The 20947-nt window shown below is 75.0% G+C and carries 21 protein-coding genes; 6 read left to right on the top strand and 15 right to left on the bottom strand.

Features of this window, described 5'->3' with window-relative positions:
- Nucleotides 1–47 precede the first annotated feature (47 nt).
- From DMB38_RS28440 to DMB38_RS28430, 3 genes are read right to left on the bottom strand one after another with little or no spacing between them, the layout of a single operon-like run.
- Nucleotides 48–818, bottom strand: coding sequence for a DUF3710 domain-containing protein (locus tag DMB38_RS28440; protein WP_047018513.1), 771 nt, complete (start codon nucleotides 816–818; stop codon nucleotides 48–50).
- Between the two features lies 1 nt (nucleotide 819).
- Nucleotides 820–1341, bottom strand: a complete 522-nt coding sequence (gene dut / locus DMB38_RS28435) for a dUTP diphosphatase (RefSeq protein ID WP_125937534.1) — start codon at nucleotides 1339–1341, stop codon at nucleotides 820–822.
- On the bottom strand, nucleotides 1338–1919 hold the full coding sequence (locus DMB38_RS28430; RefSeq protein ID WP_125937533.1) for a PaaI family thioesterase: 582 nt from the start codon (nucleotides 1917–1919) through the stop codon (nucleotides 1338–1340). The genes dut and DMB38_RS28430 overlap by 4 nt, the downstream gene beginning before the upstream one ends.
- Before the next feature lie 71 nt (nucleotides 1920–1990).
- On the opposite strand from DMB38_RS28430, the gene DMB38_RS28425 reads away from it, so the two are divergent.
- Complete coding sequence (locus tag DMB38_RS28425) at nucleotides 1991–2443, top strand: DUF3093 domain-containing protein (protein WP_125937532.1); 453 nt, start codon at nucleotides 1991–1993, stop codon at nucleotides 2441–2443.
- Nucleotides 2444–2465: 22 nt separating this feature from the next.
- On the opposite strand, the gene DMB38_RS28420 is transcribed toward DMB38_RS28425, so the two are convergent.
- From DMB38_RS28420 to DMB38_RS28405, 4 genes are all read right to left on the bottom strand, one after another.
- Complete coding sequence (locus DMB38_RS28420) at nucleotides 2466–3200, bottom strand: hypothetical protein (protein ID WP_125937531.1); 735 nt, start codon at nucleotides 3198–3200, stop codon at nucleotides 2466–2468.
- 52 nt (nucleotides 3201–3252) lie between these two features.
- Nucleotides 3253–3552 carry a DUF4193 domain-containing protein gene (locus DMB38_RS28415; protein WP_018838171.1) on the bottom strand — a complete coding sequence of 100 codons (300 nt, stop codon included), beginning with the start codon at nucleotides 3550–3552 and terminating at the stop codon, nucleotides 3253–3255.
- A 316-nt stretch (nucleotides 3553–3868) separates the two neighbouring features.
- A complete protein-coding gene (locus DMB38_RS28410; RefSeq protein WP_047018508.1) occupies nucleotides 3869–5137 on the bottom strand; it encodes a HAMP domain-containing sensor histidine kinase in 1269 nt (422 codons plus the stop codon).
- A 39-nt stretch (nucleotides 5138–5176) separates the two neighbouring features.
- A complete protein-coding gene (locus tag DMB38_RS28405) occupies nucleotides 5177–5830 on the bottom strand; it encodes a response regulator transcription factor (protein WP_125937530.1) in 654 nt (217 codons plus the stop codon).
- A 294-nt stretch (nucleotides 5831–6124) separates the two neighbouring features.
- Between DMB38_RS28405 and DMB38_RS36270 the strand changes: the two genes are divergently transcribed.
- Nucleotides 6125–6301, top strand: a complete 177-nt coding sequence (locus DMB38_RS36270; protein ID WP_164492590.1) for a hypothetical protein — start codon at nucleotides 6125–6127, stop codon at nucleotides 6299–6301.
- Between the two features lie 234 nt (nucleotides 6302–6535).
- On the opposite strand, the gene DMB38_RS28400 is transcribed toward DMB38_RS36270, so the two are convergent.
- Nucleotides 6536–7360: an inositol monophosphatase family protein gene (locus DMB38_RS28400; protein ID WP_125937529.1), complete on the bottom strand. Its 825-nt coding sequence runs from the start codon at nucleotides 7358–7360 to the stop codon at nucleotides 6536–6538.
- Nucleotides 7361–7446: 86 nt separating this feature from the next.
- Nucleotides 7447–8562, bottom strand: coding sequence for a ferrochelatase (locus DMB38_RS28395; protein ID WP_125937528.1), 1116 nt, complete (start codon nucleotides 8560–8562; stop codon nucleotides 7447–7449).
- A 151-nt stretch (nucleotides 8563–8713) separates the two neighbouring features.
- Here DMB38_RS28395 and DMB38_RS28390 point away from each other — a divergent pair, with 151 nt between their 5' ends.
- Nucleotides 8714–10045: a D-arabinono-1,4-lactone oxidase gene (locus DMB38_RS28390; RefSeq protein ID WP_125937527.1), complete on the top strand. Its 1332-nt coding sequence runs from the start codon at nucleotides 8714–8716 to the stop codon at nucleotides 10043–10045.
- Nucleotides 10046–10070: 25 nt separating this feature from the next.
- Here the strand turns inward: DMB38_RS28390 and DMB38_RS28385 are convergent, their stop codons facing one another.
- On the bottom strand, nucleotides 10071–11153 hold the full coding sequence (locus DMB38_RS28385; RefSeq protein ID WP_125937526.1) for a hypothetical protein: 1083 nt from the start codon (nucleotides 11151–11153) through the stop codon (nucleotides 10071–10073).
- A 411-nt stretch (nucleotides 11154–11564) separates the two neighbouring features.
- On the opposite strand from DMB38_RS28385, the gene sepH reads away from it, so the two are divergent.
- On the top strand, nucleotides 11565–12650 hold the full coding sequence (gene sepH / locus DMB38_RS28380) for a septation protein SepH (RefSeq protein WP_125937525.1): 1086 nt from the start codon (nucleotides 11565–11567) through the stop codon (nucleotides 12648–12650).
- A gap of 130 nt (nucleotides 12651–12780) precedes the next feature.
- Here the strand turns inward: sepH and DMB38_RS28375 are convergent, their stop codons facing one another.
- On the bottom strand, nucleotides 12781–13608 hold the full coding sequence (locus tag DMB38_RS28375) for a sulfurtransferase (RefSeq protein ID WP_206337756.1): 828 nt from the start codon (nucleotides 13606–13608) through the stop codon (nucleotides 12781–12783).
- 207 nt (nucleotides 13609–13815) lie between these two features.
- On the opposite strand from DMB38_RS28375, the gene DMB38_RS28370 reads away from it, so the two are divergent.
- Nucleotides 13816–14577 carry a VOC family protein gene (locus tag DMB38_RS28370; protein ID WP_240662511.1) on the top strand — a complete coding sequence of 254 codons (762 nt, stop codon included), beginning with the start codon at nucleotides 13816–13818 and terminating at the stop codon, nucleotides 14575–14577.
- A gap of 45 nt (nucleotides 14578–14622) precedes the next feature.
- On the opposite strand, the gene DMB38_RS28365 is transcribed toward DMB38_RS28370, so the two are convergent.
- The 3 genes from DMB38_RS28365 to DMB38_RS28355 all read right to left on the bottom strand — a co-directional run bounded on the left by DMB38_RS28365 (nucleotide 14623) and on the right by DMB38_RS28355 (nucleotide 19549).
- Nucleotides 14623–15837 (bottom strand): nucleotide pyrophosphatase/phosphodiesterase family protein, encoded by a 1215-nt coding sequence (locus DMB38_RS28365; protein ID WP_125937523.1) that lies wholly within the window; start codon nucleotides 15835–15837, stop codon nucleotides 14623–14625.
- The gene (locus DMB38_RS28360) at nucleotides 15837–16427 is read right to left on the bottom strand and encodes a DUF5998 family protein (RefSeq protein ID WP_047018498.1); all 591 of its coding nucleotides are present in this window, start codon (nucleotides 16425–16427) and stop codon (nucleotides 15837–15839) included. The genes DMB38_RS28365 and DMB38_RS28360 overlap by 1 nt, the downstream gene beginning before the upstream one ends.
- Before the next feature lie 182 nt (nucleotides 16428–16609).
- The gene (locus DMB38_RS28355) at nucleotides 16610–19549 is read right to left on the bottom strand and encodes a GNAT family N-acetyltransferase (protein ID WP_125937522.1); all 2940 of its coding nucleotides are present in this window, start codon (nucleotides 19547–19549) and stop codon (nucleotides 16610–16612) included.
- A 222-nt stretch (nucleotides 19550–19771) separates the two neighbouring features.
- Between DMB38_RS28355 and DMB38_RS28345 the strand changes: the two genes are divergently transcribed.
- Entirely contained in the window at nucleotides 19772–20056 is a 285-nt protein-coding gene (locus tag DMB38_RS28345; RefSeq protein WP_047018496.1) for an HPr family phosphocarrier protein, read from the top strand.
- A gap of 118 nt (nucleotides 20057–20174) precedes the next feature.
- Here DMB38_RS28345 and DMB38_RS28340 read toward each other — a convergent pair whose 3' ends face one another.
- Nucleotides 20175–20864, bottom strand: a complete 690-nt coding sequence (locus DMB38_RS28340) for a GntR family transcriptional regulator (RefSeq protein ID WP_125939329.1) — start codon at nucleotides 20862–20864, stop codon at nucleotides 20175–20177.
- Between the last annotated feature and the right edge of the window lie 83 nt (nucleotides 20865–20947).

Genomic DNA, 20947 nt, shown 5'->3' with positions numbered 1-20947 from the left:
GTCATGACCCGGCCCGCCGCCGTCACATCCGCTTCCGCGCGCTGCGCTCAGCGCACCTCGGTGATCTCCGGGCCCCGCGCCAGCGAGTCGATGCCGCCCGCGAAGCGCGAGCCCTCGCTCGCCTCGTCCTGCTGCACGCCGTCCGGCACCATCTGCGCGTCCGTCGGCAACTGCAGCACGATCGGGTCCCGCGGCGCCATCGGCCCGTCACCGCGTACGACCACGGTCTCGCGGAAGATCTTCTCCAGCACCCCCGCCGCCTGCGGCTGCACCGCGGCGTGGCCGGAGATCACCCCGCGCAGGAACCACCGCGGGCCGTCGCAGCCGACGAACCGCACGACCTGCATGCCGCTCTTGCCGTCCGGCAGCTTCACCGGCACCTGCGCGCGCAGCTCCCAGCCGAGGGTGTCCTTGCGCTCGTCGATGATGCCGCCCTGCTTGGTGATGCCGTTGGCGATCTCGGTGCGCACCTCGCCCCAGATGCCCTCGTTCTTGGGGGCGGCGAAGCCCTGCAACTGGATCGCGCTGTCCCGCAGCACCACGGTCGCGGCGACGATCGAGTCGCCCGCCACCTCGACGCGCAGCTCCATGCCCTCGACCCCGGGGACGAGCAGGCCGCCGAGGTCCACCCGGCCGCGGCTGGCGTCCTCGACCTCACTGATGTCCCACGGTCCGTCGGGGCGCTCCTCGGGGGGCAGCGCGTAGCGGCGCTCCTCCCCGTCCTCCGGTTCGTCCGCCGACTCGGCGTCCTCCGCGGCCACGCCGTCGGCGAGCTTGTCGGCGGGCTCCTCCTGCCCCTTGCGACGACGTCCGAACACGTCACTGTCCTTCCCGGTCGGCAATGACCGAAGCGTATCCATGAACTGACTGACGGTCCCCGAGGGAGGCGTGCCCTCCGGTCGAACCGTGCCCACCCTCGCCCCTGGCGGAACCGGGGAGCTCGGATACCTCGTGGAAGCGGGCCTTCTCCACCTGCTGGATCACGAGCTGGGCGATCCGGTCGAAACGCTCGAACCGCACCGGCCGGCGCGGGTCGAGGTTGACCACGTTCACCTTGATCTCCCCACGGTACCCGGCATCCACCGTCCCCGGGGCGTTGACGAGCGTGACGCCGCAGCGGGCGGCGAGCCCGGAACGCGGGTGGACGAACGCCGCGTAGCCGTCGGGCAGCGCGATGGCGATGCCGGTGGGCAGGATGACGCGCTCGCCGGGGGGCAGCTCCGCGGGCCGGGTGGTGACGAGGTCGACGCCGGCGTCGCCCGGGTGCGCGTACGCCGGGAGCGGTACCCCGGGGTCGACGCGGCGGATGAGCACGTCCACCGGCTCCCGCCCGGCCGTCACGGGTTCACCTCGAACGCGCGGGCCCGCCTGACCTGGTCGGGGTCGGCCATCGCGGCCCGGATCTCGCGGTCCCGGCCGTGCTCCACGAAGTGGTCCACGTTCACCTCCACGAAGAGGGCGTCGGCGCGTACGGCCACCGGGCCTTCCGGGGTGTCGAGGCGGCCGGCGGCGGTGGAGTAGATCTTGCGGCCGGCGACGGCGCGTACGTGGGCGGCCAGGTGGAGCGTGGTGCCCACCGGCACCGGCCGCAGGAAGTCGGTCTCCAGCCGGCCGGTCACCGTGATGGTGCGCAGCAGCCAGCTCAGCGCGCCCAGCGTCTCGTCGAGCGCGGAGGTGAGCACCCCGCCATGGGCGAGCCCGGGGGCGCCCTGGTGGGCGGGCCTGACGGTGAACTCCGCGGTCACGCTCACGCCCTCGCCCGCCCGCGCGGCCAGGTGCAGGCCGTGCTCCTGCCCGGTGCCGCAGCCGAAGCACTGGTCGTAGTGGGAGCCGAGGGGCTGTCCCGGCGCCGGGGCGTCCGGGTGCCGCACGGGTTCCGCGGCGCCGGGCGGCGGGGTCAGCTTGTCACTTGCAGTCACGCGGCCAGAGCCTACCTGCGCACTCGACCCGCGGCCGAGCCGCGGTCGGGGGCCGTGGGAGGCTGGACGCCATGGAGACGACGCAGAGCTACGACGAGCGGCTGAGCGCACCGCGGTCCTGGTGGGGTCTGGCGGTGGGCGCGGGGGTGTGCCTGGCGCTGGTGCTGACGCCCTTCGGGACGCTGCCGCTGCTGGCCGGGCTCGCCGGCGGGACGGCGCTGGCGGCGGTCGGCGTCAGCTCGTACGGGTCGGCGCGGATCCGCATCGTCGCCGGGAAGCTCGTCACCGACGACGCCCGGGTCCCGCTGACGGCGCTGGGCGAGGCGCGGGCGCTGGACGCGGAGGAGGCGCGGGCCTGGCGTACGCACAAGGCGGACACGCGCGCGTACATGCTGCTGCGGGGGTACATCCCGACGGCGGTGCGGGTGGAGGTCACGGATCCGGAGGACCCGACGCCGTATCTCTACCTGTCGACGCGGCAGCCGGAGCGGCTGGTGGCGGCGCTCAAGTCCGCCGCGAGCTGAATACCGGACGCGCGAGCGCGCCTCAGCGCCCGCCCGGCGGCAGCGCCCGCGGGTCGCCCTTCGGCAGTCCGGTGCCCGTGCTCCCGGCGCCGGAGCGGCCACCGGGGCTCCCGGGCGCGGCAAGCTCCCCGCCCGCCGGCGTGAGAGCGTCCCAGGGGACCTGGCGGGCGCGCAGGTCGTCGCGGACGCGCTCGGCGAGCTTGCCCGTGTCCTTACGGTTCATCAGCGCACCGGCGGCCGCGCCCATGAGGAACGGGGCGAGGGTCGGCAGGTTCCGCACGGTGCGCCTGAGGACCTGCTGCCGAAGCCGGCGGCGCATGGGGCCGCCGAGGACGGCGTCGAAGCTGATCAGCTTGCCGGCGTCGATGCCGCGCTCGTCGGTCCAGGCGCCGAGGTACGCCATGGCTCGCTGCCGTGCCGGGCCTGCCGCCCGTACCCCGTACACCTCGTGCAGCTCGGCGATGAGCTTCAGCTCTATCGAGGCCACCGCCACGATCTCGGCGGCGAGTTCCGCGGGCATGGCTGGCGGCGCGGGCATCATCGCCGCCGCTCCGATGCCCGCGCCGACCGTGGCGCTCCCCTTCACCGCACCGGCGACCAGCCGGTCGGCGATCTCCTCCGGGCCGAGCCCGGGGAACTGCCGGCGCAGGGTCGCCAGGTCGCGGACCGGGACGCGCGGCGCCGTCTGCACGATGGCGTCCGCCACCCGCTCAAGCGCCGCCCGGACGCGCCGGTCGGGGCGCGTCCGCTGCAGGATCCCGGTCTTCGGCCCGGCGGGACCGGAGCCGGCCGTGGGGCCACGGCCGGCCTCAGGCCGCGCAGTCGCGGCAGATCGGCTGGCCGTTCTTCTCGGCGGCCAACTGGCTGCGGTGGTGCACCAGGAAGCAGCTCATGCAGGTGAACTCGTCCTCCTGGCGGGGCAGGACCCGCACGGACAGCTCCTCGTTGGAGAGATCCGCACCGGGCAGTTCCAGCCCCTCGTTCTGCTCGAATTCGTCGACGTCGACGGCGGCGGCCGACTTGTCGCTGCGCCGCGCCTTCAGCTCTTCGATGCTGTCTTCGTTGACGTCGTCGTCTGTCTTGCGTGGGGTGTCGTAGTCCGTTGCCATTCTCGCTCTCCCCCTCCGGGTGGTCAGTGAGTCTCCAGCGCACGTAACGCATGAGAGGCCGGTCTTGTGCCCGACCCGAAGCGGAGATTTTGCCTCACATCAAGGTCTGTTACGCAATCGACACCCAGCCGCCCCCCGCAGGGGTGATCGCGGCCGGATGGCGAAAGGGACCATACGCGGTCCCGGGCCCTTCTCGTGCACGCCACCCCGTGTACTTCCCGTGACCGCATCCTGCGGAAACGCGGATCTTACGGGCTTTTCCCGGAATACGGCGATGACGCAGCGCACACGCCCGGGATGAGTGGAATGTGACGTATCACACAGTCTGCATGGGCAGGGCGACGCGAATCACCAGGCCCCCGCCTTCGCGCGGCTGTGCGGTCACCGTCCCGCCGTGCGCGCGAATGACGGATCTCACAATGGACAGCCCCAGTCCTACCCCCTTGTCACTGCCCGTACGCTCCGTGCGAAGACGCCGGAACGGCTCGAAAAGGTTGTCCACCTCGTACGCCGGGACGACCGGTCCGGTGTTGGCGACCGTCAGCACGGCGACGCCGGGCTGCGCCTCCGTCGCCACCTCGACCCAGCCCCCCTCGGGGACGTTGTACCGCACGGCGTTCTGCACCAGGTTCAGCCCCACCCGCTCCAGCAGCACCCCGTTCCCCTGGACGTACGCGGGCTTGCGCACCCCGCGCAGCTCGACGCCCTTGCCCTGCGCCTCGCCGCGGGTCTGGTCCAGCGCCTGGGAGGCCACCTCGGCGAGGTCGACGGGCTTTCTGTCGACGATCTCGTTCTCGCTGCGGGCGAGGAGCAGCAGGCCCTCCACGAGCAGCTCGCTGCGCTCGTTGGTGGCCAGCAGGGTCTTGCCGAGCTGCTGCAGCTCCGGCGACGCCTGGGGATCGGAGAGCTGGACCTCCAGCAGGGTGCGGTTGATCGCCAGCGGCGTGCGCAGCTCGTGCGAGGCGTTGGCGACGAAGCGCTGCTGGGCGTTGAACGCCCGGTCGAGTCTGTCGAGCATGTCGTCGAAGGTGTCCGCCAGCTCCTTCAGCTCGTCGTCGGGGCCGTCCAGCTCGATCCGCTTGTGCAGGTCGGAACCGGCCACGCTGCGCGCGGTGCGGGTGATGCGGCCGAGCGGCGAGAGCACCCGGCCGGCGACGACGTAGCCGAAGGCGAAGGCCAGGACCGTCATCCCCAGCAGCGCGAGCAGCGACTTGCGCAGCAGGGAGTCGAGGGCGAGCTGGCGGCGCCGCTCGATGCACGCCTCCAGGATGCCGTTGAACTGGTCGTACGTCTTGGCGTCCGAGACCTCGGGACAGGGCCCGCTGGCCACCTGCACGGTGCCGCTGCTCTCCAGCAGCTTGAAGGGGGTGGCGAAGCTGTCCAAGGCGGTGGCGGCCAGCAGGTAGATGATCGCCAGCAGCACCATGCCGGCCATGAGGAACATGCCGCCGTAGATCAGCGTGAGGCGTATCCGGATGGTCGGGCGCAGCCAGTACGGCGCCGCGCCCTCCCGGGGGTCCCAGGTGGGCTTGGGCGGGGTGCCGGCGGGCAGCTCGTCCGACGCGGAGCGTCTGTTGTCGTCCATGAGGCCATCCGTCGGGTGCGTGGGGGTGCGTCGGGAGCGTCAGATGCGGTAGCCCGAACCGGGCACCGTGATGATCACGGGAGGCTCGCCGAGCTTGCGGCGCAGCGTCATGACGGTGACGCGTACGACGTTGGTGAACGGGTCGGTGTTCTCGTCCCACGCCTTCTCCAGCAACTGCTCCGCGGAGACCACACCGCCCTCGGCCCGCAGGAGCACCTCGAGCACCGCGAACTCCTTCGGCGCGAGCTGCACGAGCCGCCCGTCCCGGTAGACCTCCCGGCGGCCCGGGTCGAGCTTGATCCCGGACCGCTCCAGCACCGGGGGCAGCGCCTGGGTGCTGCGGCGGCCGAGGGCGCGCACGCGCGCCGTGAGTTCGCTGAAGGCGAACGGCTTGGGCAGGTAGTCGTCCGCGCCCAGCTCGAGACCTTCGACGCGGTCGCGGACGTCGCCCGCCGCGGTGAGCATCAGCACGCGGGTGGGCAGGCCCAGCTCGACGACCTTGCTGCACACGTCGTCGCCGTGGACCAGGGGCAGGTCGCGGTCGAGCACGACCACGTCGTAGTCGTTCAGCTCGATGCGGTCGATGGCCGCCGCGCCGTCGTAGACGACGTCCACGGCCATCGCCTCCCGGCGCAGGCCGGTGGCCACCGCGTCGGCGAGCAGTTGCTCGTCCTCGACGACGAGTACGCGCACGGCGGGGTCCTCTCTACGTGGTGCGTGGGGGCACGGAACGGTGCTGAAGAACAGCTCCATCCTGCCTGCAATGTGCGTAAACCGGTGGTAAGCAGCCGGGCACCCAAAGATTCTGCGGATCCGATGTTTCCACCCCCGGGAGTGCGGGGAGGACGATTCCACACCCGCCGATCACGTTTCCCAGCCTCCATTCCCGGCATGGCACACAGGCTGTAGCCGGAAGGACGGTCTCCGTGATCTGAACCGTCGGCACACCCCCAAGTGCCTCGACCCGACGACGAGGGGGCGCACACAATGGACGCTTTCACCGCTGGCATTCTGCAGCGCATCAAGAAGGCCGAGAACGAGCTGGACCGCGCCCGCGAGGAAGGCGACGAGTTCGGTGTCGAGGTCGAGCAGGAGGAGCTGGACGATCTGCGCCGGCTCGCCGCCGACCACGGCGTCGAGGTCGGCGCCGGCTCCGGAGTCTGACCCGCCCGACGCCCACACCGCCCCGGCACCCCGACGGTGCCGGGGCGCCGCATTGTCCGCGGGTGTCCGGGAGGCGTCGGCGAGGTGACGTGGAGGTTGCGGGGTACGGGCGGGAAGGTGGCGCCGCTCCGGCGGGGGCATGCGTGCCGGGAGCGGCCGGGGGTACCGGCCGCGGGACCGGGGCGGGGCCGCACGGCCGCCCGAGGCGGCGGTACGGCGCGGGGCCCGGAGGGCTCAGTCGTGCCAGGCGCCCAGCTCGTCCAGCAGCCGCTGGAGCGGCTCGAAGAGCCCCGGCACCGCGGCGACGGTGAGGTCACCGTCGGGCCGCCCGCCGGGCCGGGAGCCGGTCAGCGCGCCGCCCTCGCGGGCGATGAGGTCGCCGGCGGCCAGGTCCCACGGATTCAGGCCGCGCTCGTAGTAGCCGTCGAGCCGGCCGCAGGCCACGTCGCACAGGTCGATCGCCGCCGAACCGCCGCGGCGGATGTCGCGCACCCGGGGAATGAGCAGGCGGGCCACCTCGGCCTGGTGCGCGCGCACGTCGAGGACGTAGTTGAAGCCGGTGGAGACCAGCGCCTGGTCCATCGGCGGGGCGGGGCGGCAGTGCGCCGGTGCGCCGTTGACGAAGGCGCCGCCGCCGCGTACGGCGTGGTACGTCTCGCCGCGCATCGGCGCCGCCACGACGCCGACGACGGGCTCGCCCGCGTACTCGGCGGCGATGCTGACCGACCAGTCGGGACGGCCGTAGAGGTAGTTCACGGTGCCGTCGATCGGGTCGACGACCCAGCGCACCCCGCTGCTGCCGGGCCGGCTCGCGCCCTCCTCGCCCAGGATCCCGTCTTCGGGCCTGTGCTCGGTGAGGAAGCCGGTGATCAGCTTCTCGGCGGCGAAGTCCATCTCGGTGACGACGTCGATGGCGCTGGACTTCGTCGCGGCCACGCCGAGGTCGGCGGGCCGGCGGTCGCGCAGCAGCTCGCCCGCGCGGCGCGCGGCCTCCAGCGCCAGGGCCAGCAGCTCGTCCTGGGGCGCGGCGGCGGGCTCGGGGCGGGGCTCGTCGGTCACGGTGCTCCTCGGGTGCGGGGGTGGGTGCCGCGGGCGGCTGCCGGGCGGCCGTCCGCCGGCCGTTCCGGCGGCGCCTTTCCGCGGCGTCAGTCGGCGCCCGCGGTCGCGGGCCGGGGGTTGCGGGCCGGGCAGCAGCCCGCCGGGCAGACGTCGTGGCTCGGCCCCAGGCGGCCCAGCGCGGGCCGCTCGACCGGTTCACCGCGCTCGGCCGCGGCCCGCTCCAGGACCAGCTTCCGCAGCGTCCCGACGAACGCCGGCCGCGCCCCGACGGTCGCGGACCGCACGGCGGGCAGGCCCAGCTCCGCCGCCTTCGCCGCCGCCTCGGTGTCGAGGTCGTACATGACCTCCATGTGGTCCGAGACGAAGCCGATCGGCACCATCACGACCGCGGGCGCCCCGGCGGCGTGCAGCTCCTCCAGGTGGTCGCAGATGTCCGGCTCCAGCCACGGGATGTGCGGGGCGCCGCTGCGCGACTGGTAGACGAGCCGCCAGGGCCGCTGCACCCCGGTGAGCACGGCCACGGTGTCCGCGACCAGCTTGGCGGCGTCCATGTGCTGCGCCACGTACGCGCCGCCGTCGCCGTGGTCCGCCGGGGGGCCCGAGGTGTCGGCCGCGGCGGTGGGGATGGAGTGGGTGGTGAAGGCCAGGTGGGCGCCGTCGCGTACGTCCTCGGGCAGCCGCGCCAGCGCGTCCTGCACGCCGGTGACCATGTCACGGACGAAGCCGGGGGCGTTGAAGTAGTGCCGCAGCTTGTCGACGCGCGGCGGCTCCAGGCCCTCCGCGGTCAGCTCGGCCAGCGACTCGGCCAGGTTCTCGCGGTACTGCCGGCAGCCCGAGTACGAGGCGTACGCGCTGGTGACCAGCGCCAGCACCCGCCGGTGCCCGGCCTCGGTCATCTCCCGCAGGGTGTCGGTGAGGTACGGGGCCCAGTTGCGGTTGCCCCAGTAGACCGGGAGGTCGAGGCCCGCCTCGGCGAAGTCCTTGCGCAGGGCCGCGAGCAGCGTGCGGTTCTGGGCGTTGATGGGGCTCACGCCGTCGAAGAGGTAGTAGTGCTTGCCCACCTCCTCCAGCCGCTCGCGCGGGATGCCGCGTCCCCGGGTGACGTTCTCCAGGAACGGAACGACATCGTCCGGGCCCTCGGGGCCGCCGAAGGAGAGCAGCAGAAGGGCGTCGTACGGCTGGGGGGACGGCACGTCTGGCATGTCTTCGATCCTGCCATGCGCCCGCCGTTCGCCCGAGCCGGGCACCGGCGTCGGGACGGTCCGTACGCGCGAGTATCATCCCTCTCCAACCGGGGGGCGAGAGCCGGGACGAGGGGCCGTACGACCGGCCCGTTCAGCGGATGGACGGCGGATGCATCAGGTGAGGGGCACGAGCGCCGCGGGCGCCTGGCGCAACTGGGCGGGCACCGTCACCGCCCGCCCCGCGCGGACCGTGAGCCCCGCCACCACCGCCGAGGTCGCCGACGCCGTACGGACCGCCGCCGAGGAGGGGCTGAAGGTCAAGGCCGTCGGTACGGGCCACTCCTTCACCGCCGCCGCGGCCACCGGCGGGCTCATGATCCGCCCGGAGCGGCTGGTCGGCATCCACGAGATCGACCGCGGGGCCGGCACCGTCACCGTCGCCGCGGGCACCCCGCTGCACCAGCTCAACCACGCCCTCGCCGCCGCCGGCCTCTCGCTCACCAACATGGGCGACATCATGGCGCAGACCGTGTCGGGCGCCACCGCCACCGGCACCCACGGCACCGGCCGCTCCTCCGCCTCGCTGGCCGCCCAGATCACCGCCCTGGAGCTGGTGACGGCCGGCGGCCGGGCGCGTACGTACACGGCGGCCGACACCGGCGAGGACGCGGCGGTCTTCGCCGCCGCCCGGCTCGGCATCGGCGCGCTGGGCGTCGTCACCTCGCTCACCTTCGCGGTGGAGCCGGTCTTCCTGCTCACCGCGCGGGAGGAGCCGATGGCGCTCACGGACGTCCTCGCGTCCTTCGATGAACTGGCCGGGGAGAACGAGCACTTCGAGTTCTACTGGTTCCCGCACACCGGCCGCTGCAATACCAAGCGCAACAACCGCAGCGAGGGCCCCGCCGAGCCACTCGGCCGGATCGGCGGGTGGATCGACGACGAACTGCTCTCCAACGGCGTCTTCCGGGCGGCCTGCGCGGTGGGGCGGGCGGTGCCCGCGGCGATCCCGGGCATCGCGGCGGTCTCCAGCCGCGCGCTGTCGGCGCGGACGTACACCGACATCCCGTACAAGGTCTTCACCAGCCCGCGGCGGGTGCGGTTCGTGGAGATGGAGTACGCGCTGCCGCGGGCGGCGGCCGTGGCCGCGATCCGGGAGCTGAAGGCGATGGTCGACCGGTCGCGGCTGCGGATCAGCTTCCCGGTGGAGGTACGGGTCGCGCCCGCCGACGACATCCCGCTGTCGACGGCGTCGGGGCGGGACACGGCGTACGTCGCGGTGCACCTGTACCGGGGGACGCCGCACCAGGCGTACTTCACGGCGGTGGAGCGGATCATGACGGCGCACGGCGGCCGGCCGCACTGGGGGAAGCTGCACAGCCGGGACGCGGAGTATCTGGCGGGGGTGTACCCGCGGTTCGGGGAGTTCACCGCGGTACGGGACCGGCTGGACCCCGGCCGGGTGTTCGGGAACGACTACTTGCGGCGGGTGTTGGGGGACTGAGCGCGCCCCCGGGCGGCAGCCGCGGCTACTGCGGCGCCCCCGGTGCCGTGGCGCCGTCCGGCTGCGGGGTCGCCGGCGTCTCGCCCGTGCCGGGCTCCTCGGGTTCCCCGCCGGTGCCGGGCGGCGTCGGGGTGGGCGTGGGGGCCGGGGTCGTGCCGCCCTCCGTGGTGCCGGGCGCGGGGCCCTCGCCGCTGCCGGGCCGCGGGGTGGACGAGCCGCCGGGGCCCGGGTGTTCGCCGGTTCCCTCGTCGGGGGAGCCGGTGGAGCCGTCGCGGGGTTCGCCGGAGCCGGTGCCGGGGGTGCCGCCGGTGCCGCCGGTCTCCTCGGTGCCGGGCTCGTGGGTGCCGGTGGTGTGGCCGCCCTCGCCGGGCGCCGGCGGGGAGTCGGACTTTCGTTCGCCGGGGCTGAAAGACGTGCCGGTGCGGTCGTCGCCCCAGGCGTTGGAGAGCGGTCCGCCGGTGAGCTTCTCGATGCCGAAGACCACGGCCATCACGGCGGCGAACGTCCCGGCGGCGACCAGCGCGAGGCGCCGCCAGCCGCGGGCGCGGGTGCCGTGCGTACGCGCGCTGCCGAAGCCGCCGGTGGGAGCGGGTGCGCCGAGCACGGTGGCGTCGTCGCCGGGCTCCGGGCGCGCGACGGGCAGAAGTTGCGTCGCGTCGTCGGCCGGGGGGCGCGCGACGGGCAGGAGTTGCGTCGCGTCGTCGGCCGCGCCGGGCGCGCCCGGGAGGAGCCGCGCCTCCTCCCCGGCCGCCGGCGCCACGGTCCTGAGCAGGTGCGTCTCGTCGTCCGCCCGGTTGCGTACGGGCGTGGGCAGCGGCGTCGTCTGCTTGTGCAGCGCCTTCGGCGCCGCGACCGCCGCGTCCTTCAACTGCTGGCCCGTACGCCGGAAGAGGTGCTGGAAGAGCGCGCCGCCCGCGGTGGCTCCCACGCTGACGACGCCGGCGCCGATGATCGTGCCGTACACGCCCATGCTGGAGGCGAGGAACGCGGCCACCATCGTGGCCGACGCACCGCCCGCGACCTGGGCGCCGCTGAGTTCGATCTTCCCCTTGCGCTTCTCCTCGCCGCCGTCGTCCGCCGTCCTGTCCGCCGTGCCCCGCATCTCCATCCCAAGATCGCTCCGATGGGCTCCTGCCCTCATGGACGAGCGCACGGACGGACCCGTTAGTTCCGATTCCGGGGATTCTGTGATGCAACGCACCTCTTGATCGAACCGGGGCGCAACAGGCAGACTCAACTGCCGTGCAACGTTCCGCGTTCGGTGGCGCGCCGGTCCACCCGCATGGCTCGAATGGAGTACTGTGGGCGAGCCAGTGCTCCGGTGTCCGTCCGACGGCGGCGATCACGGCCGCTGCGTTGCAAATGCGTAACCGTGTCATAACGGCGCATCGGGTTCCAAGACCCGACACGCCGGGCAACTCAGCAATGTTGTGGCAGGCTGCACCCGGGCAGGCCACACTCGACTAGCGGGAAGAGCAGCGACGCACCGAACGTCGGCAGGCACCACCGGGAGGTTCCCATGCCCGAACTGCGTGTCGTGGCGGTCAGTAACGACGGCACACGGCTGGTGCTGAAGGCTGCGGACAGTACGGAGTACACCCTTCCGATTGACGAGCGTCTGCGCGCCGCGGTGCGCAACGACCGTGCGCGGCTCGGCCAGATCGAGATCGAGGTCGAGAACCACCTGCGCCCCCGCGACATCCAGGCGCGGATACGAGCCGGAGCGTCCGCCGAGGAGGTCGCCGCGCTCGCCGGGATCCCCGTCGACCGCGTCCGCCGCTTCGAGGGCCCCGTGCTCGCGGAGCGTGCGTTCATGGCCGAGCGCGCCCGCAAGACGCCCCTGCGGCGGCCCGGCGAGAGCGCGGGGCCCGCGCTGGGCGAGGCGGTCGCCGAGCGGCTGATGATGCGCGGCGCGGAGAAGGATTCCGCGCGGTGGGACTCCTGGCGCCGGGACGACGGCACGTGGGAGGTCCTGCTCGTCTACCGCGTCGCGGGTGAGCCGCACAGCGCCGGCTGGACGTACGACCCGCCGCGGCGGCTCGTGCAGCCCGTCGACGACGAGGCGCGCGCGCTGATCGGCGAGACCGACGCCTCGCCCGAGCCGAGCCTGCCGTTCGTGCCCAAGATCGCGCGGCTGCCCCGGAGTCCGGAGCGGCCTTCCGACGGGCGCGGGGACCGGGACGGCGCCGGCGAGGACCGCGACTCGCTGACCAGCCTGCTGGAGGCGGTGCCGAGCTTCCGGGGCGACCTGGTGGTGCCGGACCAGTCCGCGCCCGCGGCCGCGTCCGACGGGCCCGCCGCCACGGCGGGTTCGGCGGGTTCCGCGACCAAGCCGGGGCCGGTCCACGGTCCGGTGCCGGGGCCGCCGCCGGAGGAGGAGCCCGAGCCGGCCGCGGTGGAGGAGGAGCCTCCGGCGCCCGCGGCGAGCGCGGGTTCCGCGTACGCGGACGTGCTGATGCCGCGGAGCGTCTCGGCGCACCGGGAGCGGCTGACCGGGCAGACGGACCGGCAGGCGGAGGCCGACGGCGTGCGGCCCGGCCGCCGGGCCGCGGTGCCGAGCTGGGACGAGATCGTGTTCGGAAGCAGGCGCAAGAAGCCGGAGTAAGCGTGCGACGGGGCGCGGTTCGCGGGGATTCGTCCCTGCGGGCCGCGCCCCCGCGCTCCGCCGTGCCGCCCCGGGCGACGCCGCCCGCCCCGGTGCCGCTCCGGTATGCGGGCGGCGCCACCCCGCGCCGTCAGCCGGGCTCCGCGCCCGTCGCCACCGGCCGCGCCGGGTCCGCGACCCACTCCGACCACGAACCCGGGTACAGCGCCGCGGGGATGCCCGCGATCTCCAGGGCCAGCACCTCCTGGGCGGCGGAGACCCCCGAGCCGCAGTACACCCCGACCTCCGTGCCCGGCGCCGCCCCGAGCGCCCGGAACCGTGCCGCCAGCTCCGCCGCGGGCAGGAAGGTCCGGTCCGCGCCGAGGTTCTCCGCCGTCGGCGCCGAGACGGCGCCGGGGATGTGGCCCGCGACCGGGTCGATGGGCTCCGTCTCGCCGCGGTAGCGCTCCCCCGCGCGGGCGTCGAACAGCACGCCGCGGCGGGCGAGTGCGCCGGCCTCCGCCGCGGTGAGCACCGGCAGGGCACCGGGCTCGGGCGTGAAGTCCCCCTCGCCGGCCGCGGGCGTCTCCCGGGAGAGTGCGCCGGGCCAGGCGGCGAGGCCGCCGTCGAGGACGCGGACGTCGGGGTGGCCGGTGTAGCGCAGCAGCCACCAGCAGCGCGCGGCGGACCAGCCCTGCCCGCCGTCGTATACGACCACGGGCCGGTCGCCGGAGACGCCCGCGCGGCGCATGGCCGCACCGAAGACGGCGGGGTCGGGGAGCGGATGGCGGCCCGCGGGCCCGGGCGGGGCGGCCAGCTCGGCGTCCAGGTCGACGTAGACGGCGCCCGGGATGTGGCCCGCCTCGTACTCGGGGCGGCCCGGCGGGCCGCCGAGCGTGTAGCGCACGTCGAGCACGACCGGCGGCCGCGGGCCCGCCAGGTCGCTCGCGAGATCGGTTCCGGAGATGATGGCATCCATGGAGGCCATCCTGGCGCAGTGCCGCGCCGCGCCTCCCGCCACCGCCCCCCAGCCCGCCCGAAAGCGAATATCTCCTGGCGAGACGGACAATTCTTCAGATCGATCGGCGCAGAGGGGGCGCACTGCGGCACGGGGGATGGAAATATCTGCAGAGGCGTCACCGGAACGTCACCCACCGCCACCTTCCGATGGTCAGAGAGGGCTGCCATGTCCGAAGGAGCGATCCTCAGCGCGCCGGGCACACCGTGCTGGGTGAGCCTGATGGTGCACGGCCTGGACACGACCGAGGAGTTCTACCGGGGCCTGTTCGGCTGGACCTTCGAGGAGGGCCCGCGCACGCTCGGCGCGTACCGGCTGGCGCGCCTCGACGGCGGCCAGGTCGCCGGGATCGGCGCGATGGCGCCGGAGCGCAGGCTGCCGGTGGCCTGGACCCCGTACCTGGCGACCGACGACGCCGACGCCGCCGCCGAGCTGGTGCGCTGCTGCGGCGGGACGGTGGGCGTGGGGCCGCTGGACGCCGACGCGGCCGGCCGGAAGGCGATCTGCTCGGATCCGGCGGGGGCGGTCTTCGGGGTGTGGCAGCCGCGGCGGCCTCCGGAGGTGGTGCGGCGGGTGCGTCCCGGCACGCCGGTCTGGAACGACCTGCTGGTGCCGGAGCCGATGATGGTCGCGAAGTTCTACGAGCTGGTCTTCGGCTACGACGTGCGTGCGGAGGGCGACACCGCGACGCTCTACGTCCAGGACCGGCCCGTGGCGTCCGTCTGCGCCGCCGGCGAGGAGACGCTGCGCGAGACGGGCCCGCGCTGGACGACGCACTTCGAAGTCGCCGACGTGGACGCCTCCGTGGCGCGCGCGGTGGAGCTGGGCGGACGGCTGGTGCGCGAGCCGCACGAGACGGCCGCGGGGCGGATGGCGGAGGTCGCGGACATCGAGGGCGCGCGGTTCACGCTGGTGCACACGCCGCAGTAGCCGTACGGCACCGCCGGTCCGCCCCGCCGCGGCGGGGTTCGCGGGTCAGGAGCGTACGGTCAGCAGCGGGACCAGCTGCTCCGCCGGGGTCAGCGAGCCGTGCATGCCGGCGAGCGCGGACTCCTTGGGCTCGGTGCGGGTGGCGACGATCGCGATGTCGTCGGCCGCCGCGACGATGACGTCCCCGAGCCGGTCCCGCACCCGGTCGTCGACCTTCGGCCCGAACCACCCCAGCGCCACGGCCTCGTCGCGGCTCACCACCCAGGCCCGCTCGCCCAGCACCTCGCGCCAGACGGTGAGCACGTCGGCGGCGGCGCCCGGGGCAGCGTACAGGTGCCGGGCGCGGCCCTCACCGCCGAGGAGGCGGACGCCGGCGCGCAGCTCCCAGTCCTCGTCGACGTCGTAGCGGGCGTCGTCGGTGAAGGGGATGTCGACCATGCCGTGGTCGGCGGTGACGTAGAGCGCGGCGCGCGGCGGCAGTTGCTCGGCGAGCCGGCGGGCGAGGCGGTCGGCGTAGCCGAGCTGGCCGCGCCAGGCGTCGGAGTCGACGCCGTGCCGGTGGCCGTTGCCGTCGACCTCGCTGTAGTACGTGTAGACGAGCGTGCGGTCCGCGGCGGCGAGTTGCTCCGCCGCGAGGTCCATCCGCTCCTCCCCCGACAGCCGGCCGTGGAAGGTGCCGCCGCTGAGCGCGACGGTCGTCAGCGGGGTGGTCTCGAATGCGGGCGAGGAGACCTGCGCGGTGTGCACGCCCGCGTCGTGGGCCAGTTGGAAGACCGTCGGGTACGGCTGCCACGCGCGCGGCGCCGTCCAGGGCTGCCAGCGCAACTGGTTCATCAGCTCGCCGGTCTCCGGGTCGCGCACCGTGTAGCCCGGCAGGCCGTGGGCGCCGGGCGGCAGGCCGGTGCCGACGGAGGCGAGCGAGGTGGCGGTGGTGGCGGGGAAGCCGGCGGTCAGCGGCTCGCCGGTGGCGAGACCGTGCAGGAACGGGGCGTCCTCGGGGTGGGCGAGCAACTGCTCCCAGCCGAGGCCGTCGATGAGGAACACGCAGACGCGGTCGGCCGGTTCGACTCCGGCGAGGACCGGGCCGAAGCCGGGGACGCCGAGGCCGGCCGCGACGCTGGGCAGCAGGTCGGCCAGGGAGCCGGTGCCGTAGCGGGGGGCGGGCGCGGCGGCGGGGTCGAGCGGCGCGGGCCAGTCGCCGTGGCCCGGTGGCGCGCCGTCCCGCGTTCCGCTTCCCGGTGTCCCCCCCGCGGCGGCCATCAGGCTTCGGGGCCGGCGGCGGTGGCCTCGGAGAGCGCCTGCGCGAAGGTCAGGGCCTGCCGTACGGTCTCGGGGCCGTCGCCCGCCTCGCTGACGCGCAGGCTCAGGTCGTCGGCGGTGGCCGAGCCCGTGTAGCCGTGGTCGGCGTCGCAGTTGGGGTCGCCGCAGGTGGCGGGCTCCATGTCGAGCCGGCTGACGGCGCCCCAGCCCACGGTGAGGACGACCTCGCGGGGCAGGGTGCCGGGCGTGTACGCCTCGGGGTTGCCGACGACGCGGCTGAGGACGACGGAGGAGATCCGGGCGAGCTTGACGGACTCGGTGGAGGTGGTGGCGTACGGCGTCGGGGAGGTGGTGTCCGCGGCCTGCTCGTCGGTGTGGCTGACGATGAAGCGGCTGTCGGTGAGCACGAGCACGGTGACGTGCCGCCGGACCTCGTTGGCGTCGAACGTCGTCTCCTGGTGGACCAGGTACGCGGACACGGGCTCCCCGCCGACGGCGGCCTCCACCGCCTCCGCCACGAGGGCGGGGTAGTAGCCGCTGCGCTCGATCGCCGCGCGCAGCCCCTTGGTCGCGGTCCCGGTCTTAGCCATGCGCCCATCCTACGGCCCGGAGGGGCCGCCCCGGTCCGCTGTCGCGAGGCTCGGGGGGCGGACGGGGCACGCGGGTTGGCCCCCGCACCGGCCCCGGCTCGGGCGCGGGCCGGCATCCGGGCCGGTCGGGCCGCCGGGCGCCGCCCGGGCCCGCCGGGCGCCGCGGGCCGGGCGGCCGGGGGTCAGTAGCGGGGCATCCGGCGGGCGCCGAGGTCGATCCGGGGCGGCGGCGGGGCCAGCCGCAGGGCGGCGGAGAGCACGCTGACGCCCTGCGGGGCCACCACGACCGGGGACAGCTCGGCGGAGACCACCTCGGGGTGCTCGTCGACGAAGATCGACAGCCGCAGCAGCAGCTCCTCCAGCGCCGCGGTGTCCACCGGCTGCGCGCCGCGCCAGCCGAAGAGCAGCGGGGCGCCGCGGATGGCGCGGATCAGCTCGGCGGCGTCGCGGTCGGTGGCGGGCACGAGCCGGTGCGCGAGGTCGCCGAGCAACTCGGAGGGGGCGCCGGCCAGGCCGAAGGAGAGCACCGCGCCGACGCCGGGGTCGACGGTGGCCCGTACCACGGTGTCGACGCCGCGCGGGGCCATGGCCTGCACCACGGGCTGCACCTCGGCGGCGGCGCCGAGGGTGCCGGTCAGCTCGGCGTGGGCGAGGCGCAACTGGTCCTCGCCGGCGAGGTCGAGGCGTACGCCCCCGAGGTCGGGGCGGTGCCGCAGGTGGACGGCGGTGGTCTTGAGCGCCACGGGGTAGCCCAGCCGGGCGGCGGCGGCCGCGGCGGCGTCCGGGTCGGGGGCGGGCAGGGCGGGCAGCACGTCGATGCCGTAGCGGCGGAGCACGCGCGCGGCGGCCTGCTCGGGGACGTCGACGGGCACGCCTTCCGGGTACGGGGTGGGCGGCGCGGGGGTGCGCCGGGCCGTACGCGCCGCTGCCGCACCGGCGGCATCCGCGGCCGTGCCGAGCCCGGCTCCGGCTCCCGCCGGGCCGGCCCCGGCCGCGCCGTCGCCCTCCGCCGGCCGCCACGCGCCGCCCGGCGCCCAGTCCGGGGCGACCCCGCCCTCGTCCCCGGCGGCCCGCCCCCGCTCCCCCAGCAGCGCGGCGATGTCGGCGGCGGCCCCCGCCGGGTCCAGGTCGTCGTACTCCGGCACCCGCCCCGGGTCCGCCGCCCGCCGGCGCCACTGGGCGTACCGCACCGCCTGCGCCAGCGCCCGCGCGGCCCGCTCCCCGGCGGGGTACGTCGGGATGCCGTCCGGCGGGGCGGCCAGGGCGCCGGGCAGGCCCTCGATCTCCAGGTGGACGACGGCCACCGGCTTCGTCGCGCCGGCCGCCGCCGCGCGGAGCGCGTCCGCGAGCGCCCCGGCGTCCTGCGGTCCCGGCACCGCGGCGAGCGCGGGCACGTCGGGGTCGGCGACCCAGGGGATCGCCGTCACCAGCACCGCGTCGCAGCCGTCCTCGGCCAGCGCGGCGGCGACCGCGGCCCGGAAGTCCCCGGGCGCCGCGGCGGCGGTCAGGTCGCGCGGGGGCAGCGGGCGCAGCCCGGCGGCGCGGCAGGCGTCGTACGCGAGGAGGCCGAGGGAGTCGGAGTTGCCGACGATCGCGACCCGCGGCCCGGCGGGCAGCGGCTGGGCGGCGAGCAGCAGCCCGGTGTCGACGAGTTCGGTGACGGTGTCGACGGCGACGACTCCGGCCTGGCGGAGCAGCGCGCCGACGGTCTCGGCGGGCACCGACGTGCCGGGCACGGCGTGTCCCGGCGGCGTACTGGCGCTGTGCCGGGCGCCCTTGACGACCACGACCGGCTTGACGGCGGCGGTGCGGCGGGCGAGGCGGGTGAACTTGCGCGGGTTGCCGAGGGATTCGAGGTACATGAGGACGACGTCGGTGGCGCCGTCGTCGTGCCAGTACTGCAGCAGGTCGTTGCCGGAGACGTCGGCGCGGTTGCCCGCGGAGACGAACGTGGACACCCCGGTGAGCACCGCGCCCGGCCGCCGGTGCAGCCCGGACAGGAGCGCGATGCCGATGGCACCGGACTGGGTGAAGACCCCGACGCGGCCGCTGTCCGCGGGGTCGGGGGCCAGGGTGGCGTTCAGGCGGACGGGCGGGGCGGTGTTGAGGACGCCGAAGGCGTTCGGGCCGATGACCCGCATGCCGTGGCCGCGGGCCTGCCGGACGAGGTCGCGCTGCCGCGCCCGCCCGGCGGCGCCTGCCTCGGCGTAGCCGGAGGAGAGCACGACGAGTCCCTGGACGCCCTGTTCGCCGCAGTCGTCGACGACGTCGGGGACGCGGGCGGCGGGCACGGCGACGACGGCGAGGTCGACGGGCTCGTCGATGTCCCGTACGGAGCGGCGGGCGGGGACGTCCTCGGGCAGGAGCCGGTCCTGGCCTTCGGGATAGGCGTGGTTGACGGCGTAGAGGCGGCCGGTGAAGCCGCCGGCGAGGAGGTTGGCGAGGACGGTGCGGCCGACGCCGCCGGGGCGGCGGCCGACGCCGATCACGGCGACGGAGCGCGGGGCGAGCAGCCGCTGGACGGAGCGGGCCTCGGCGCGCTGCTCGCGGGCGTGCATGACGGCGAGCGAGCGCTCGGTGGGCTCCAGCTCGAACTCCAGCCGCACGACGCCGTCCTCGAAGCTGCGCTTCTGGGTGTAGCCGGCGTCCGTGAACACCTTCATCATGCGGCTGTTGGCGGGGAGCACGTCGGCGACGAAGCGGCGTACGCCGCGCTCGCGGGCGCAGGCGGCGATGTGCTCCAGCAGGGCGGAGGCGACGCCGCGGCCCTGCTGGTCGTCCTGGACGAGGAACGCGACCTCGGCCTGCGGCGCGCCGTCCGCCGCCGGCTCGATCCGGTCGTAGCGCACGGTGGCGATGAAGGCGTCGCCGACGACGGCCGCCAGGCCCACCCGGTCGACGTAGTCGTGGTGGGTGAAGCGGTGGACGTCCCGGGCGGACAGCCGGGGGTGCGGGGCGAAGAAGCGCAGGTACTTGGACTCGTCGGAGACCCGGTCGAAGAACGCGACGAGCCGGTCGGCGTCGTCCGGGACGATCGGCCTGACCTGTGCGGTGCCGCCGTCGCGCAGCACGACGTCGGCCTCCCAGTGGGTGGGGTACTCGGGTGCCGACGGGGTGGCCATGGGGCCCAGGTTACGGTCCGCGCACGCTGGCGGGAGCGGGCGCGGCAGGGCAGTCTGAGGTGACCGCGGGGCGTGCCGGGCACCGCGGGCGGCCGGGGCGGGCGGCGCAGGGCCGCGCTCCGGGACGTAAGCACAGGCCGGCCGCGGTGTGACCGCGGTCCGGCCGGCTCGGCGCGCGTGCGAGGATGGTCTAGACAACCAGAACGAGGGAAGGGCAACACCATGGTTGAGCGCCGCGTCACCGTCGGCTGGGCCGAGGGGCTGCACGCCCGTCCCGCGTCGATCTTCGTGCGGGCGGCCACCGCCGCCGGCATCCCGGTGACGATCGCGAAGGCCGCCGACGGGAACGCCGTCAACGCCGCCTCCATGCTGGCCGTGCTGGGCCTGGGCGCGAAGGGCGGCGACGAGATCGTCCTCGCCTCGGAGGACGACGCCTCGGACCGCGCGCTCGACCGGCTGGCGAAGCTGGTCCAGGAGGGCCTGGACGAGCTGCCGGAAACCGTCTGACGCCCGTACGCGCGAATCCGCGCACCCGGCGGCAGGGAATTGGCCGGTTACCGCCGCTCGAATTCCGGAGGGTCCCGCATATTCGCCCGTCCCGCCGATTTCCGCGGGCACGTCATTGTTACGGCTGATCGCTTCCCGTGTTTACGGCATGTTTCCGGGAACTCACCCGCACGGTTCTCCGCAATTCGTACGCGCCCGCCGAGCGCTCCACGTGCGCCGTGGCCAGACTCCGCGCCCGCTCGGCGTCACCGCGCGCCACGGCGTCGGCGATCGCACCGTGCTCGTCCCACGCCTCCACCGTCCGGACCGCGGGCGAGGCCCCGTAGAGCCAGGCCACCTTCCGGCGCACCTGCACCAGCAGCGCGGTGAGGTTCCGGCTGCCGGTGGCCTGCGCCAGCGTCTCGTGGAACCACGTGCTCAGCGACGGCAGCTCCGCGACGTGCCCGCGCTGCGCCCGCTCCCTGCCCAGCCGCACCAGCCCGTGCAGCACCTTGAGATGGGCTTCCGTGCGCCGCTGCGCCGCGCGGGCCGCGCCCAGCGGCTCCAGCAGCGCGCGTATCTCCAGCAGGTCCGCGGCGTCCTGCGCGGTGGGCTCGGCGACGCAGGCGCCGGCGTGCCGCTTCGTGGTGACGAAGCCCTCCGACTCCAGCGTCCGCAGCGCCTCGCGGACCGGCACCCGCGAGACGCCGTACCGGCGCGCGAGGTGCTCCTCGGCGAGCCGGGCGCCCTGGGCGAAGAATCCCGAGACGATGTCGTCCCGGATCGCCGAGCACACCGCCTGGGAAATACCGCCGTTCACCGCGCACACCGCATCATCCACGCCCCTTAGCGCCGCCGGGTGAACAGTATGGCAGCGGTATGCGAAATGCGGCAGGAACGCGAAAGAGCCCG

The organism is Streptomyces sp. WAC 06738, assembly GCF_003945505.1.
Taxonomy (GTDB): domain Bacteria; phylum Actinomycetota; class Actinomycetes; order Streptomycetales; family Streptomycetaceae; genus Streptomyces.
Note: the sequence above shows the minus strand (reverse complement) of the source record. Positions and strands in the feature narration are given on the sequence as shown.